Annotated in this window: 15 protein-coding genes; 8 read left to right on the top strand and 7 right to left on the bottom strand. The window is 71.8% G+C overall.

What is annotated here, in order from left to right:
- Nucleotides 1-103: 103 nt before the first annotated feature.
- On the bottom strand, nt 104-835 hold the full coding sequence (locus IH68_RS0112290; RefSeq protein WP_030932969.1) for a VIT1/CCC1 transporter family protein: 732 nt from the start codon (nt 833-835) through the stop codon (nt 104-106).
- Between the two features lie 275 nt (nt 836-1110).
- On the opposite strand from IH68_RS0112290, the gene IH68_RS0112285 reads away from it, so the two are divergent.
- The 8 genes from IH68_RS0112285 to IH68_RS0112250 are packed head-to-tail and all read left to right on the top strand — an operon-like array spanning nt 1111 to nt 9281.
- Entirely contained in the window at nt 1111-2220 is a 1110-nt protein-coding gene (locus IH68_RS0112285) for an ADP-ribosylglycohydrolase family protein (RefSeq protein WP_030932966.1), read from the top strand.
- Nucleotides 2217-3617, top strand: coding sequence for an ADP-ribosylglycohydrolase family protein (locus IH68_RS0112280; protein ID WP_078912423.1), 1401 nt, complete (start codon nt 2217-2219; stop codon nt 3615-3617). The genes IH68_RS0112285 and IH68_RS0112280 overlap by 4 nt, the downstream gene beginning before the upstream one ends.
- Before the next feature lie 8 nt (nt 3618-3625).
- Nucleotides 3626-4792, top strand: a complete 1167-nt coding sequence (locus IH68_RS0112275; protein WP_030932960.1) for an ADP-ribosylglycohydrolase family protein — start codon at nt 3626-3628, stop codon at nt 4790-4792.
- Complete coding sequence (locus IH68_RS0112270; RefSeq protein WP_030932957.1) at nt 4780-6231, top strand: ADP-ribosylglycohydrolase family protein; 1452 nt, start codon at nt 4780-4782, stop codon at nt 6229-6231. Before IH68_RS0112275 ends, IH68_RS0112270 begins: the two co-directional genes overlap by 13 nt.
- The gene (rbsK, locus tag IH68_RS0112265) at nt 6228-7121 is read left to right on the top strand and encodes a ribokinase (RefSeq protein ID WP_030932954.1); all 894 of its coding nucleotides are present in this window, start codon (nt 6228-6230) and stop codon (nt 7119-7121) included. The genes IH68_RS0112270 and rbsK overlap by 4 nt, the downstream gene beginning before the upstream one ends.
- Nucleotides 7118-8308 (top strand): CaiB/BaiF CoA transferase family protein, encoded by a 1191-nt coding sequence (locus IH68_RS0112260; protein WP_030932950.1) that lies wholly within the window; start codon nt 7118-7120, stop codon nt 8306-8308. Before rbsK ends, IH68_RS0112260 begins: the two co-directional genes overlap by 4 nt.
- Nucleotides 8305-8457 carry a hypothetical protein gene (locus IH68_RS56350; protein ID WP_159403669.1) on the top strand — a complete coding sequence of 51 codons (153 nt, stop codon included), beginning with the start codon at nt 8305-8307 and terminating at the stop codon, nt 8455-8457. The genes IH68_RS0112260 and IH68_RS56350 overlap by 4 nt, the downstream gene beginning before the upstream one ends.
- Complete coding sequence (locus IH68_RS0112250; protein ID WP_030932947.1) at nt 8454-9281, top strand: HpcH/HpaI aldolase/citrate lyase family protein; 828 nt, start codon at nt 8454-8456, stop codon at nt 9279-9281. Before IH68_RS56350 ends, IH68_RS0112250 begins: the two co-directional genes overlap by 4 nt.
- 58 nt (nt 9282-9339) lie before the next feature.
- Here the strand turns inward: IH68_RS0112250 and lgt are convergent, their stop codons facing one another.
- From lgt to trpC, 6 genes are all read right to left on the bottom strand, one after another.
- Entirely contained in the window at nt 9340-10341 is a 1002-nt protein-coding gene (gene lgt / locus IH68_RS0112245) for a prolipoprotein diacylglyceryl transferase (protein ID WP_030932944.1), read from the bottom strand.
- Nucleotides 10342-10423: 82 nt separating this feature from the next.
- Complete coding sequence (locus tag IH68_RS0112240; RefSeq protein WP_030932941.1) at nt 10424-11197, bottom strand: DsbA family protein; 774 nt, start codon at nt 11195-11197, stop codon at nt 10424-10426.
- 108 nt (nt 11198-11305) lie between these two features.
- Nucleotides 11306-12124, bottom strand: coding sequence for a tryptophan synthase subunit alpha (gene trpA / locus IH68_RS0112235; RefSeq protein ID WP_030932938.1), 819 nt, complete (start codon nt 12122-12124; stop codon nt 11306-11308).
- Nucleotides 12121-13404, bottom strand: coding sequence for a tryptophan synthase subunit beta (gene trpB / locus IH68_RS0112230; RefSeq protein ID WP_030932935.1), 1284 nt, complete (start codon nt 13402-13404; stop codon nt 12121-12123). Before trpB ends, trpA begins: the two co-directional genes overlap by 4 nt.
- Before the next feature lie 58 nt (nt 13405-13462).
- Nucleotides 13463-13678 (bottom strand): tryptophan biosynthesis modulator TrpM, encoded by a 216-nt coding sequence (gene trpM, locus IH68_RS59750; RefSeq protein ID WP_078912422.1) that lies wholly within the window; start codon nt 13676-13678, stop codon nt 13463-13465.
- Nucleotides 13679-13699: 21 nt separating this feature from the next.
- The gene (gene trpC, locus IH68_RS0112225) at nt 13700-14509 is read right to left on the bottom strand and encodes an indole-3-glycerol phosphate synthase TrpC (protein WP_030932932.1); all 810 of its coding nucleotides are present in this window, start codon (nt 14507-14509) and stop codon (nt 13700-13702) included.
- Nucleotides 14510-14555 lie beyond the last annotated feature (46 nt).

Raw genomic sequence — 14555 nt, 5'->3', positions numbered from 1 at the left:
GCCTCATTGCTCACAGCGCTTACGGCTCATGCCCGGTGGTTAAGCATTCGAAACCAGCGAGTAACGGCTACTTATGCGGCCCAACGCATAACTTGCAGCCGCCCTATCCTACGGCCGTTCCGAACACGATGCCCAGGGCGTACGTCACACCGGCCGCCGCAGCACCGAGTGCGAGCTGCCTGAACCCGCTGAACCACCAGGTCCGCGCCGTCACCTTGGCCACCACGGCACCGCATGCGAACAGCCCGAAGAACGCGAGCAGCAGGGCCGGCCACAGCGCGGTCGCGCCGAGCAGATACGGCAGCACGGGCAGCAGGGCGCCCAGCGCGAAGGAACCGAACGACGACACGGCGGCGACGAGCGGCGAGGGCAGGTCCCCGGGGTCGATGCCGAGCTCCTCGCGGGCGTGTATCTCCAGGGCCTGCTCGGGGTCCTTCGACAGCTGCCGGGCCACTTCCCGCGCCAGCTCCGGCTCGACACCGCGGGCCTCGTAGAGCGCCGCGAGCTCGGCCTCCTCGTCCTGCGGATGCTTCCTCAGCTCCCTGCGCTCCACGTCCAGCTCGGCCTCGACGAGCTCACGTTGCGAGGCGACGGACGTGTACTCCCCGGCCGCCATCGAGAAGGCGCCGGCGGCGAGCCCCGCAAGCCCGGTCAGCACGATGGTCTGCTGACCCACGGCCCCACCCGCGACGCCGGTCATCAGCGCGAGGTTGGAGACCAGCCCGTCCATCGCACCGAAGACCGCAGGCCGCAGCCAGCCGCCGTTCACATCCCGGTGCGTGTGGTTGTCGCGGTGCGCCACGTGCAGCGCGGCCTCGGTCTCGATGATCGCCATTGCGGAAGTCCCCCAGGGAAGCTAAGCCAAAGCTAACTTTGGACAAGTTCTACTCTTCGACAACCGCAAACTTACGCCCCGAATTCCCCTCCCGCCAGCAAGGAAAGGCTCGGCTAACCTGCGGCTTTACCTCTTCGTGCTCACTCGTGCGCCGCTCCGCACAGATGTCGACCGGGTGACATGGCTCCGTCCGAGGCGCAGGTCAACCGCCGACGGTGGGACACATGGGCAAAGGGTTCGCGCCCTGTGCGAGCCCCCTCCCGGAGAGGCCGCGTATGGCATCGATCGCCTGCACTCCCTCGGTTCCGTCGCCCGGGAACGCCACCGACCTCCGCGAGCGGGCCCGCGGCGCACTGCTGGGCCTGGCCGTCGGCGACGCCCTCGGGGCCCCGGCGGAGAACCTGAAGCCGTCGGAGATCCGCGCCCGCTGGGGCCGCATCACGAGTTACGTGACCGACAAGCCGGCGGGCACGGACGACACCGAGTACGCGATCTTCTCCGGCCTGCTGCTGGCCCGGCACGGCTCGGCACTCACCCCCTCACACGTGGAGGCGGCCTGGCACGAGTGGATCGCGGACCGCGACGAAGGACCCTTCCGCGGCGCGGGATTCAGCGAACGCGGCACCCTGGAGAACCTCCGCCGCGGCCTCGCGGCCCCCATCTCGGCGCAGCACCGCCACGCCTGGAGCGACGGCCTGGCCATGCGCGCGGCCCCCTTCGGCGTCTTCGCCGCGGGCCGCCCCGCCGAGGCGGCCCGGCTGGCGGCGATCGACGGCTCGGTGAGCCACGACGGCGAGGGCATCTACGGCGGCCAGGCGGTCGCGGCGGGCGTGGCCGCGGCGATGGCGGGCGCACCGACGTTCGCCGTCGTGGCCTCCGCCCTGGCCGTCGTCCCGGACGACTCCTGGACGGCCCGCTCGCTGCGCCGGGCCGTCGCGGTGGCCCACCGCGGCGAACGGGCGGTCCGCTCGGCGGTCGTCATCGGCGGCTACCCCTGGACCGACCTGGCCCCCGAGGCGGTCGCCCTGGCCTTCGGCGCCTACGCGGCGGCGGACGGCGACTTCCGTGACGCGGTCCTCACGGCGGTCAACATGGGCCGGGACGCGGACACGACGGCAGCGGTGGCGGGCGCACTGGCCGGGGCCACGCAGGGGATCTCGGCCATCCCACCGGACTGGGCAACGGCAATCGGCCCGGCACGGGGCAGCTGCCTGCCGGCCATGGCGGGCCACCACGTGCTGGAGGTGGCGGACCTGCTGGTACCGGGCGAGGGCGTGGCCGTACGGGAACCCGCACCGGACGTACTCGCGCGCGCGGCCTTCGCACTGCCGGATCCGACGGACTTCACCCTGGCCGCGAACGACGAGACGGAGACATCCCGATGAGCCCGCCCGCTCCCTGGGACGAGGGAACGGCAGAGCCGACCGAATCTGCGGCCGCCAACGCCGGAAACCTCCCGGAGGACCCACCCACACCCGACAACGAACCCGCAGCCGCCAACGGCGGGAACCTCCCACAGGGGCCACCCGCTCCTGACAACGAATGCTGCTCGGGTGGTGCGAGTGGGAACGAACCCGCCGTAGGCGAAGCCGAGGCGGTCGGCGACACCCCGCTCCCGCAGGGGCCCGCCCAGGCGGCGGACGCCAGGCTCCCGCAGGGCCCCGCCCGGGCCGGGAGAACCGTCGGGCTCCTGCTCGGCCTGGCCGCAGGCGACGCCGCCGGCTGGCCGGCCGCCCGCCACCGAGCAGCCCGTATGCCCGAGTGGACACGACGCCTCACCCGCGAACTCGACACCTTCGCCGAACAGAACGCCACCACCACCCTCCCCGTGCCCATCGCCCTGAACCAACCCCCCGAACCCCTCCGCCTGGGCCCCTCCGACGACGCCGAGTGGGCGGCCTTCGCCGCAGAGGCACTCCTGCGCGCCGGCGACGACACCGCCCTCGGCGACCTCCCCCGCGAACGCCGCACCCGCGCCGCCATCGACCTGACCTGGAACGCCGTCGCCGCCGAAGTCGCCGCAGCAGCGAACCGCGCACCGGAGGTGGAGTCCGCCGTCCTCCCCCTGCGCGCCCGCATCTCCGTCCGCGCCGGCCTCGGCAACCTCGCCACCGGCCTGCGCCCGCCCGCCACCGGCCACGACAATCCCCACTACTTCGACGACGCGGCCTGCGTACGGGCCTGCGTACTCGCCGTGGCCCACCCCGGCGCCCCCCGACTCGCCGCCGACCTGGCCGAGTTCGACGCCCGCTACACCCAGGACGGCGACGGCGTGCACGGCGCCCGGGCCATGGCGGCGGCACTCGCGCTGGCACTGGCCGGCGCGGACGTCGAGTCCTGCGTCAACGCTGCCCTTGCCGAACTCCCCGAGACCACGGAGATCGGCCGCAACGCCCGCCACGCACTCAAGCTGGCCGCCGACGCCGAGACCGCCTTCACCCTGATCCCCCTCCTGGAACACCAGATCGTCGACCACGTCTACAGCTACGGCATCGCGGCAGCCGAAACGGTCCCGGTGGCCCTCGCCCTGGCCGTCGCATCGAACGGCCGTATCGCCGAAGCCGTCCCGGCCGCGGCCTGCCTCTCCCGGGTCGCCGACTCGGCCCCCGCCCTGGCAGGCGCCCTCACCGGAGCGCTGGGCGGCAGCGCGGCGATCCCGCCGACCTGGCGGGAGGCCTGCCGCACCCTCTCCGGCTGCGCCCTCCCCCGCCTCACCGGCACCGACCTGGTGGAACTCGCCGAACTCCTGGAAGCCACACAACCGGCCCCACCAGGAGGATGATTCGGGCCATGAGGCCCAAAAACCCCAAAACCAGCCTCGAGGACCGGATCACCGGGGCCCTCGTGGGCGCGGCGGTGGGCGACGCTCTCGGCGGCCCCGTCGAGGGCTACTCCCCCGACCAGATCCTCGAACGCCACAGCGGCCGCGTCCACGGCATCGTCGGCCCCTGGAACGGCGAGGCCTGGCGCACGGCCCGCCCCCTCGCGCCGTACCACAAGGGCGACGGCCACGTCACCGACGACACCTTGATGACACACGCCCTGATCCGGGTCTACGCCCAGGTCCGCGACCACCTCGACGCCTACGCGATCGCGGAACACCTGGTCCCCGACCTGATGACGACCCCACGCTGGATCCCGGAACTGGAGCGGGAAGCCCTCCCCCTGCACCGCATCTTCCTCGCGGAGAAATGGCTGGTGGCCCGCCTCCACTACGGCCATGTCGACCCCCGCGAGGCCGGCGTCGGCAACATCGTCAACTGCGGTGCGGCGATGTACATGGCCCCGGTGGGCCTGGTGAACGCGGCCAACCCGACGGCCGCCTACACCGAGGCGATCGACATCGCGGGCGCCCACCAGTCGTCGTACGGCCGCGAGGCGGCAGGCGTCTTCGCGGCGGCGGCGGCCGCGGCGACCACCCCCGGGGCAACCCCGGAGTCGATCGTCACCACGGCCCTCTCCCTCGCGAAGGACGGCACCCGCACGGCGATCGAGAAGGTCTGCGAAGCGGCGTCCCACCACACGGACTTCGAATCGGCCCTGATCCCGCTACGGGAAGCAGTCGCCCCCTACGACACGGTGGGCCCGGACTACCGCTCCCCGTCCCTCGGGGCCCGTCGCCCGTCCCGCCTCCATTCGATCGAGGAACTCCCCGTCGCCCTGGGCATGTTGCTGGTGTCCCGCGGCGAATACCGCCACGCGGTCCTGGGCGCGGTGAACTACGGCCGCGACTGCGACTCGATCGCGACGATGACCGGCGCGCTCGCCGGGGCCCTGGGTTCCCCGGTCCCGGAGGACTGGTCGAAGCAGGTGGCAGAGGCAAGCCGCCTGGACCTGTGGCAACCGGCGACGACCCTCACCGCCGTAACCCGCGAGATCTTCGAACGGGACGTACACCGCCGAAGGACCCACGAGTCGGCCTTCATGGACATCGGAGGCCCAAGTTGCTCCGACTGACCTGGGTCCAGCCGGAGGACCTGATCGGCCACGAACTGCGCCAGGCGGCCCTGGACGGCCGCGAGCCGTCGGCGATCGCAGCAAGATGGAAAGCGGCGGGCGGCCCGGAGGCACCACTGCACGCAGGCGCATCATCGCAACCGGCGTCACGTTATCTACGACTGCTGGCAAAGGACTTGCTGGACGAACTGGCGGACCTGCCAAGCAAGTTGACGGACGCCGAACCGACGGACCTGGCAAGGATCAAGTCCCTGTGCCCAGACTGGCCGAGCGCTGAAGACCCCCGTAGCTGCGGGCAGTCGTGCCGCTGGGGCGGAACCCGTCCCACCCCAAGCGGCACCCCGGCGGCGCCGGCGAGCGCCCCCACCCCCACAGCGCCCCCCACACACGCCCACCTGGAAGCCGCCTGGCTGGGCCGAGCAGTCGGCTGCCTCCTCGGCAAACCCGTAGAAAAACTCCCCCTGCAAGCCATCCGCGCACTGGCGCAGTCCACCGGCAACTGGCCCCTGAACACCTACTTCACAGCCCGCGGCGTCCCCGAAGCCCTCCTCTCGGAACACCCCTGGAACCGCCGCTCGGCAACAACCTCCCTCGCCGAGAACATCGACGGCATGCCCGAGGACGACGACCTCAACTACCCCCTCCTCAACCTCCTCCTGCTCAGGCGCCACGGCAAACACTTCACCCCCACCGACGTAGCCGAGCTCTGGCTCACAGAACTCCCGGCCGGCCGCACCTTCACCGCCGAACGCATCGCCTACCGCAACCTCCTCCTCGGCCTGGAGCCACCCCACACGGCCCGCCACCGCAACCCCTTCCGCGAATGGATCGGCGCCCTCATCCGAGCCGACGTGCACGGCTGGACCAACCCCGGCAACCCGGCCGCCGCAGCGGAACAGGCCCACCGCGACGCCACCCTCACCCACACCGCCAACGGCGTCTACGCGGCGATGTTCACGGCCGCCACCATCGCGCAGGCAGCCGCCGCCACCCACGACGTCCACGCCTGCCTCCGCACCGGCCTCACGGTCGTCCCAGCCCACTCCCGCCTGGCCCGGGCCGTCCGCCACGCCATCCAACTCGCCCAGAAACACACCGACTTCGACACCGTCGTGGACGAGCTGCACGCCACCCATGCCGCCACCCACCACTGGGTCCACGCCGTCCCCAACACGGCCCTGATCGCCGCCGCCCTCACCCATGCGAACGGCGACTTCACCGGCTCCATCTGCCGTGCCGTATCGGGCGGTTGGGACACCGACTCCAACGGCGCCACAGCAGGCAGCATCGCCGCCCTCCTCACCGGCACCCCCTTTGCCCTCCCCGACCGCTGGACCACCCCCCTCAAGAACCGACTGGCCACCTCCGTCGGCGACTTCAACGGCATCGGCTTCGACACCCTGGCCCACCTCACCCACCGGGAGGCATCCCGCCCATGACCCACATCGTCGTACTGGGCAGCACGAACATGGACCTCGTCACCTACGTCGAGAAGGCCCCGCAGCGCGGAGAGACCGTGACGGGACGGGAGTTCCGTACGATCCCCGGCGGCAAGGGCGCCAACCAGGCGATCGCCGCGGCCCGCGCGGGCGCCACCGTCTCGATGATCGGCGCGGTCGGAGACGACGCCTTCGGCACCCGCCTCCGCGCTACCCTCGAACACTCCGGCGTCGACACCGACCTGCTCCGCACGGTCGAAGGCCCCTCCGGCACCGCCCACATCGTCGTCGACGACAAAGGCGGCAACTCGATCGTCGTGATCCCCGGCGCCAACGGCACCGTCGACCACCTCGTGCCCGGCGACGACGGCCTCATCGCCTCCGCCGACGCCCTGCTCCTCCAACTGGAGATCCCGCTCGCTGCCGTACTGGCGGGCGCGCGGGCCGCCCGCGCCCACGGCATCCGTACGATCCTCACCCCGGCCCCCGCCCAGCCGCTCCCGCCCGAACTGCTCGCCGCCACCGATCTGTTGGTCCCCAACGAGCACGAGGCAACCACCCTCACCGGCCGCACCGACCCGGCCGACGCAGCCACGGCCCTGCTCGACCAGGTGACGGAGGTGGTCGTCACCCTCGGCTCGGCGGGCAGTCTGTACGCGGCCCGCGGCGCCGACCCGCTCGTCGTGCCCGCGCCGCAGGTGACCGCGGTCGACTCGACGGGCGCGGGCGACACGTTCGTCGGCGCCCTCGCCGTGGCCCTGACCGAGGGGAGGCCGATGCGGTCCGCGCTGGCCTGGGCGGGAGCGGCCGCGGCGCTCTCCGTCCAGCGCCCCGGCGCGTCGGCGTCGATGCCCTGCCGCCCGGAGATCGAAGCGCAGTTCGCGTCATGAACGAAGCCCCGCTCACCGGCCTGCGCGTCCTCGACCTCGCCACCCTCTTCGCCGGCCCGCTCGCCGCCACGATGCTCGGCGACTTCGGCGCGGAGGTCATCAAGGTGGAGCACCCCACGAAGCCGGACCCCTCCCGCGGCCACGGCCCCTCCAAGGACGGCGTCGGCCTCTGGTGGAAGCTCCTCGGCCGCAACAAGCAGACCATCACCCTCGACCTGTCGAAGCCGGGCGGCCGCTCCACCCTGCTGCGTCTCGTCGCCACCGCCGACGTCGTCATCGAGAACTTCCGTCCCGGCACGCTGGAGAAGTGGGACCTGGGCTGGGCGGAGCTGTCCGCCGCCAACCCCCGTCTGATCCTCACCAGGGTCACCGCCTTCGGCCAGTTCGGCCCCTATGCGCACCGCCCCGGCTTCGGCACCCTCGCCGAGGCCATGAGCGGCTTCGCCGCGATCACCGGCGAACCGGACGCACCCCCGACGCTGCCGCCCTTCGGCCTCGCCGACTCCATCGCGGGCCTCGCCACCGCCTACGCCGTCATGACCGCGCTCTCCGCCCGCGACCGCACCGGCGAGGGCCAGGTCGTCGACATGGCGATCATCGAGCCGATCCTGACCGTCCTCGGCCCCCAGCCGACTTGGTACGACCAGCTGGGGTACGTACAGCAGCGCACCGGCAACCGGTCCGCCAACAACGCCCCGCGCGGCACGTACCTCACCGCCGACGGCACCTGGGTCGCCGTCTCGACCTCCGCCCAGTCGATCGCGGAACGCGTCATGTGCCTGGTGGGCCGCCCGGAGCTGATCGACGAGCCGTGGTTCGCGACGGGCGCCGACCGCGCCCGGCATGCCGACGTCCTGGACGAGGCGGTCGGCACCTGGATCGCCGAGCGCACCCGCGACGAGGTCCTCGCAGCCTTCGAGAAGGCCGAGGCCGCGGTCGCGCCGATCCAGGACGTACGGGACGTGATGACCGACCCGCAGTACGCGGCCCTGGACACGATCACCACCCTCGACGACCCCGACTTGGGCCCTCTGCGCATGCAGAACGTCCTCTTCCGCCTCTCGGCCACCCCCGGCGCGATCCGCTGGGCCGGCCGCCCGCACGGCGCCGACACGGAAGCGGTCCTGACCGGCCTCGGCCTGACCCCCGCCGAGCTGACGACCCTACGCAAGGAGGGCGCCGTATGACACAGAACACCACCCTCCACCCCCCGGCCACCCCCGGCACGCTCCACCGGACAAGCCCCCCGCACAGCACCGACACGAAAGCAGTACTGACCAGCCTCGGCCTGACCCCCACCGAGCCGACGACCCTGCACGAAGAGGGCGCCGTATGACCGCGCCCCCGCTCACCTGGCTCTACGCCCCGGGGGATCGTCCGCACGTGGTCGCCAAGGCCCTGACCGCCGGCGCCGACGTCGTCGTCATCGATCTGGAGGACGCGGTCGCCCCGGACCGCAAGGAGTACGCCCGCGCGGCCACCGCCGAACTCCTCTCCGCCCCCCAGCCGGTCCCGGTCCACGTCCGCGTGAACGCCCTGGACGGTCCGCTTGCGCCCCGCGACCTGGAGGCGGTGGCCGACCGGCCCGGCCTCTCGGGTCTGCGCCTGCCGAAGGTCACCTCTCCCGGGCAGATCATCCGCACCGCGGAACGCTCCGCACCCGCCGCTCGCGCGCCCGCTCTGTACGCCCTCCTGGAATCCGCCCTGGCCGTCGAGCACGCCCACGCCATCGCCTCCGCCCACCCCGCCCTGCGCGGCATCGCCCTCGGCGAAGCGGATCTACGGGCCGACCTGGGGGTACGCGAGGATGCCGGCCTCGACTGGTGCCGCTCCCGGATCGTCGTCGCCGCCCGGGCGGCGGGCCTGCCCCCGTCGCCGCAGTCGGTCCACCCGGACATCCGCGACCTGGAGGGCCTGGCGGCCTCCTGCGCCCACGGCCGCACCCTCGGCTTCCTGGGCCGCGCGGCCATCCATCCCCGCCAACTCCCCATCATCGAACGGGCCTACCTCCCCACCGAGCGGGAGGTCGAGGAGGCCGAGACGATCGTCAAGGCGGCGATGACCCAGCAGGGCGCCCAGGCCCTGCCGGACGGAAGGTTCATCGACGCGGCGGTGGTGGCGGCAGCGCACCGCACGCTGTCCCTCGCACGCCGCAACTGAAGACGAGGGCGCCCGGACCTCGTGGCCCGGGCGCCCTCGTCGACGTATTACCGAACAGTCAGCTCTTCTTGGCCGACTCGGCGCTGTCCTTCGCGCTGTCCTCCGCCTCGTTCTCGGCGTCCCCGGGTTCTTCGGGTTCCGCCGCGGAGCCCTCCGCGTCCGGCTTCGCCGCCGAGGAGTCCGCCTCGTCCTTGTCGAGGGACACGGCGGCCTCGCTGTCGGCCTCGGCCGCTTCCTCCGCGGCACCCGGCTCGACCACTTCTTCCCTGCCGGGCCGCTTCTTCGCCGACACCACGATGTAGGTCACCGCGAGCAGGAACACGATCAGCGCGGTCCAGTCGTTGAGCCGCAGGCCCAGGATGTGGTGGGCGTCGTCGACACGCATGTACTCGATCCACGCCCGGCCCACGCAGTACGCGGCGACATACAGCGCGAACGCCCGCCCGTGTCCCAGCTTGAAGCGGCGGTCCGCCCAGATCACGAGCAGCGCGACGCCGATGCACCACAGGGACTCGTAGAGGAACGTCGGGTGGTAGTACCCGGGCACACGGCCGTCCGCCGAGGACGTGATGTGCAGCGCCCAGGGAAGGTGGGTCTCCTTGCCGTACAACTCCTGGTTGAACCAGTTGCCCCAGCGGCCGATGGCCTGCGCGAAGGCGATACCGGGGGCGATGGCGTCGGCATAGGCGGGCAGCGGGATGCCCCGGCGCCGACAGCCGATCCACGCGCCGACCGCGCCGAGCGCGATCGCGCCCCAGATGCCGAGGCCGCCCTCCCACACCTTGAAGGCGTCCACCCAGTCACGGCCCTTGCTGAAGTACAGCTCGTAGTCCGTGATCACGTGGTACAGGCGACCGCCGACCAGGCCGAAGGGCACCGCCCAGACAGCGATGTCGGCCACCGTGCCGGCCCGCCCGCCGCGGGCGATCCAGCGCCTGTTGCCGAGCCAGACCGCGACGAAGACGCCGATGATGATGCAGAACGCGTAGCCGCGCAGCGGGATGGGGCCGAGGTACAGCACCCCGCGCGACGGGCTCGGAATGTAGGCAAGTTCTTCCATGGCAGGGTCGACGCTACCGTGCCCGGCCCGGCCGACGGCAGGCAGCCCGGCTACGGGTCCATAACGGGCGGGCGTGAAACTCTTACCCCTTGTTGGCCGCCAGCACCATCTGTTTCAGCTTCGCGGGCGTCATCGTCTGGTCCTGGTAGATGTTCTTGCCGTCGAGCAGCACGGTCGGTGTCCCGCTGAAACGGCCGGCCTTGAAGGCGGCGTTCGACTTGTCGACCCAGCTGTCGTGCTTGCCGTCGTTGACGCACTTGCGGAAGGCCGCCGTGTCCAGGCCGCCCACTTTGCCCGCCAGGTCGATCAGCTTGGCGTTGTTCGCGAAGGTGTCGACGGTCTCCTTGGGCTGGTTCTCGTAGAGCACGTCGTGGTAGTCGCGGAACTTCCCGGCGTTCTGCGCACAGGCGGCAGCGTTGCCCGCGCGCAGCGAGCCGGTGCCGCCGAGGTTGCCGTCGATGAGCCGGACCAGGTGGTATTCGATTCTGAGCTTGCCGGAGTCGGTCAGCTCATGGAGCGTCGGGCGGTACACCGTCTCGAAGGACTGGCAGGCCGGACAGCGGAAGTCCTCCCAGATCGTGAGCGTCGGCCTGGCGCCGTCCTTGCCCACGGCAATCGCGAGGCCGTCCTTGCCCTGCGCCCCGGAAGGCGCCACGACCGGGCCCGAGCTCTTGTCCTTGTCCTTGCCCGCATTGGCGGCGACCACCCCGATCACCGCCGCGAGGCCCAGGACGCAGACGACGCTCGCACCCACGATCAGCGTTCGCCGTCGCTTCTCCGCGGCCTTCTGCTTCTCACGCTCGACCGCCAGCCGCTCCCGGGCGGTGCGCTTTCCGTCACGGTTCTTCTCGCTCACACCCCCAGAACGAAGCCGGGGAGGCGCAATGCGCCTCCCCGGTCCCAGATCCACCCGTTCGGAGGATCCCCGCGAAATGAGCGGACCCACATGAGATGAACTGCTCGGTTACGCCTGTCCGCGCACGCCCTTGGCGAGCTCACCGGCGAGTGAGCGGACGGCCTCGACGCCGGCCGCGTCGTCCGGCGCGTCCAGCATCCGCTTGACGAAGGCCGAGCCGACGATCACGCCGTCCGCGAAACCGGCCACCTCGGCGGCCTGCTGCGCGTTGGAGACACCGAGCCCGACGCAGACGGGCAGGTCGGAGCCGGTGGCCCGGGTGCGCTCCACCAGATCCTGGGCCTGTGCGCCCACCGACTCCCGAGTGCCGGTGACGCCCATCAGTGAAGCTGCGTACACGAACCCGCTGCCCGCCGCGGTGATCTGCGCGAGCCGGGCGTCCTTGCTGCTGGGCGCGACCACGAAGACCGTGGCGAGCCCGTGCTTCTCGGCGTGCTCCCTCCACAGGGCCGACTCCTGCACCGGCAGGTCGGGCAGGATGCAGCCCGCGCCGCCGGCCTCGGCGAGCTCGGCGGTGAAGCGCTCGACGCCGTAGCGGTCGATCGGGTTCCAGTACGTCATCACGAGCACCGGCTTCCCGGTGGCGGTGTGCGCCTCGCGGACCGTACGCATGACGTCGGCGATCTTGACTCCGCCGCGCAGGGCGATGTCGTCCGCGGTCTGGATGACGGGGCCGTCGAGGACGGGGTCGCTGTGCGGCAGCCCGACCTCGACGATGTCCGCACCGCCGTCGAAGACGGCCTTGATCGCCTCGATGCCGCCGTCCACGGTCGGGAACCCGGCCGGGAGGTAGGCGATGAGCGCGGAACGGCCCTCGGCCTTGGCGGCGGCGAGGGTGTCCGTCAACAGCTGGATGTTGCCGCTCACTTGGCGTCCCCCTCGATCTCCGCGATGTCGGCTTCGTTGGCCGCGACCTCGGCGTCGGTGTCGTACAGGCCGAAGTAACGGGCTGCCGTGTCCATGTCCTTGTCGCCGCGGCCGGACAGGTTGACGACGATCAGGCCGTCCTTGCCCAGCTCCCTGCCGACCTCCAGGGCGCCGGCCAGCGCGTGGGCGCTCTCGATGGCCGGGATGATGCCCTCGGTGCGCGAGAGCAGACGCAGTGCCTGCATCGCCGCGTCGTCGGTGACCGCGCGGTACTCGCCGCGGCCGGAGTCCTTGAGGTAGGAGTGCTCGGGCCCGATGCCCGGGTAGTCCAGACCGGCCGAGATCGAGTACGGCTCGGTGATCTGGCCCTCCTCGTCCTGCAGGACGTAGGAGCGGGAGCCGTGCAGGATGCCGGGCTCGCCCGCGGTCAGCGTGGCTGCGTGCTCGCCCGTCTCGACGCCGTGGCCCGCGGGCTCGCAGCCGATGAGGCGGACGCTCGCGTCCGGGATGAAGGCGTGGAAGAGACCGATGGCGTTGGAACCGCCGCCGACGCAGGCGACGGCCGCGTCGGGCAGGCGTCCGGCCTGCTCCAGGAGCTGTCGGCGGGCCTCGACGCCGATCACGCGGTGGAAGTCGCGGACCATGGCCGGGAAGGGGTGCGGGCCGGCCACCGTACCGAAGAGGTAGTGGGTGTGGTCGACGTTGGCCACCCAGTCGCGGAAGGCCTCGTTGATGGCGTCCTTGAGCGTACGGCTGCCGGACTTCACCGCGACGACCTCGGCACCGAGCATGCGCATACGGGCCACGTTCAGGGCCTGGCGCTTGGTGTCGATCTCGCCCATGTAGATGGTGCACTCGAGGCCGAACAGCGCGCAGGCCGTCGCCGTGGCGACGCCGTGCTGGCCGGCGCCGGTCTCGGCGATGACGCGGGTCTTGCCCATGCGCTTGGTGAGCAGGGCCTGGCCCAGCACATTGTTGATCTTGTGGGAGCCGGTGTGGTTGAGGTCCTCGCGCTTGAGGAACACCCGGGCGCCACCGGCTTCCGCGGCGAAACGGGGGACCTCGGTGAGGGAGCTGGGGCGGCCGGTGTAGTTGACCAGCAGGTCGTCGAGTTCGCGGGCGAACTCGGGGTCGTGCTTGGCCTTGTCGTACTCGACGGCCACCTCGTCGACGGCGGCGACGAGGGCCTCCGGGATGAACTTGCCGCCGAAGGCGCCGAAGTAGCCTTCGGCACTCGGGATTTGACCCTCCGGGTCGGGGATGAAGAACTCGCTGGGCATGCGGAAACCTCACGGTGAGTGTTTGAAATGACACTAATCGCCGTGGGGCGGGGGGTTGTCAGTTGGCTGCGCGCCCGTTGGGGCTGATCGCGCAGTTCCCCGCGCCCCTGAGAAGCCGCTGCCATCGACGCCCGTTGACCTGCCCGGGCTCGTCTCCGATGACATATCGCACCCTGCGACCGTGCACGCGCCGTGCCGGTGCGCGGCAACCACGAGGCCGGCAGCCGCGCGCCAGGCGGGCGTGCCGGTCCAGGGTGGTCATGGTGAGAGTCATCGGCGTAAGCCTAGCGGGTGATCAGCTGCGGCCGTGCCGCAGCGCGGGGTGCTCGCCGGCCGCCACCAGGTCCGAGACCGCGGACTTCGGGTCCTTGCCCGTCACCAGGGACTCGCCGACCAGGACCGCGTCGGCGCCTGCGTTGGCGTAGGCGATGAGGTCGTGGGGGCCGCGGACGCCGGACTCGGCGATCCTGACGATGCCCTCGGGGATCTCGGGGGCGACGCGCTCGAAGGTGCCGCGGTCGACCTCGAGGGTCTTGAGGTTGCGGGCGTTGATGCCGATGACCTTGGCGCCCGCGTCGACGGCGCGCTCGACCTCGTCCTCGTCGTGCACCTCGACGATGGGCGTGAGGCCGATGGAGACCGCGCGCTCGATCAGCGACTCCAGGGCCGGCTGGTCGAGGGCCGCCACGATCAGCAGCGCGAGGTCGGCGCCGTACGCGCGGGCCTCCCACAGCTGGTACGAGGTGACGATGAAGTCCTTGCGCAGGACCGGGATGTCCACGCGGGCCCGGACCGCCTCCAGGTCGGCCAGCGAGCCGCCGAAGCGGCGCTCCTCGGTCAGGACGGAGATGACGGCGGCGCCGCCCGCCTCGTAGTCCGCGGCGAGGCCGGCCGGGTCGGCGATCGCGGCCAGGGCGCCCTTGGAGGGGCTGGAGCGCTTGACCTCGCAGATGACCTTCACACCGTCGCCGCGCAGGGCGGCCAGACCGTCCTTGGCCGCGGGAGCCTTCGCCGCGCGCTCCTTGAGCTCGTCGAGGCTGACGCGCGCCTGCCGCTCCGCGAGGTCGGCACGGACTCCGTCGATGATCTCGTCGAGCACACTCACGCGAGCGGCCCCCTTCCAGACGGTTGACTGTTCAAGCTGTTGAGCC

This window comes from Streptomyces sp. NRRL S-646, from assembly GCF_000720765.1.
GTDB lineage: Bacteria > Actinomycetota > Actinomycetes > Streptomycetales > Streptomycetaceae > Streptomyces.
The sequence above is the reverse complement of the archived record's forward strand: the minus strand, read 5'-3'. Positions and strand labels throughout refer to the sequence as shown.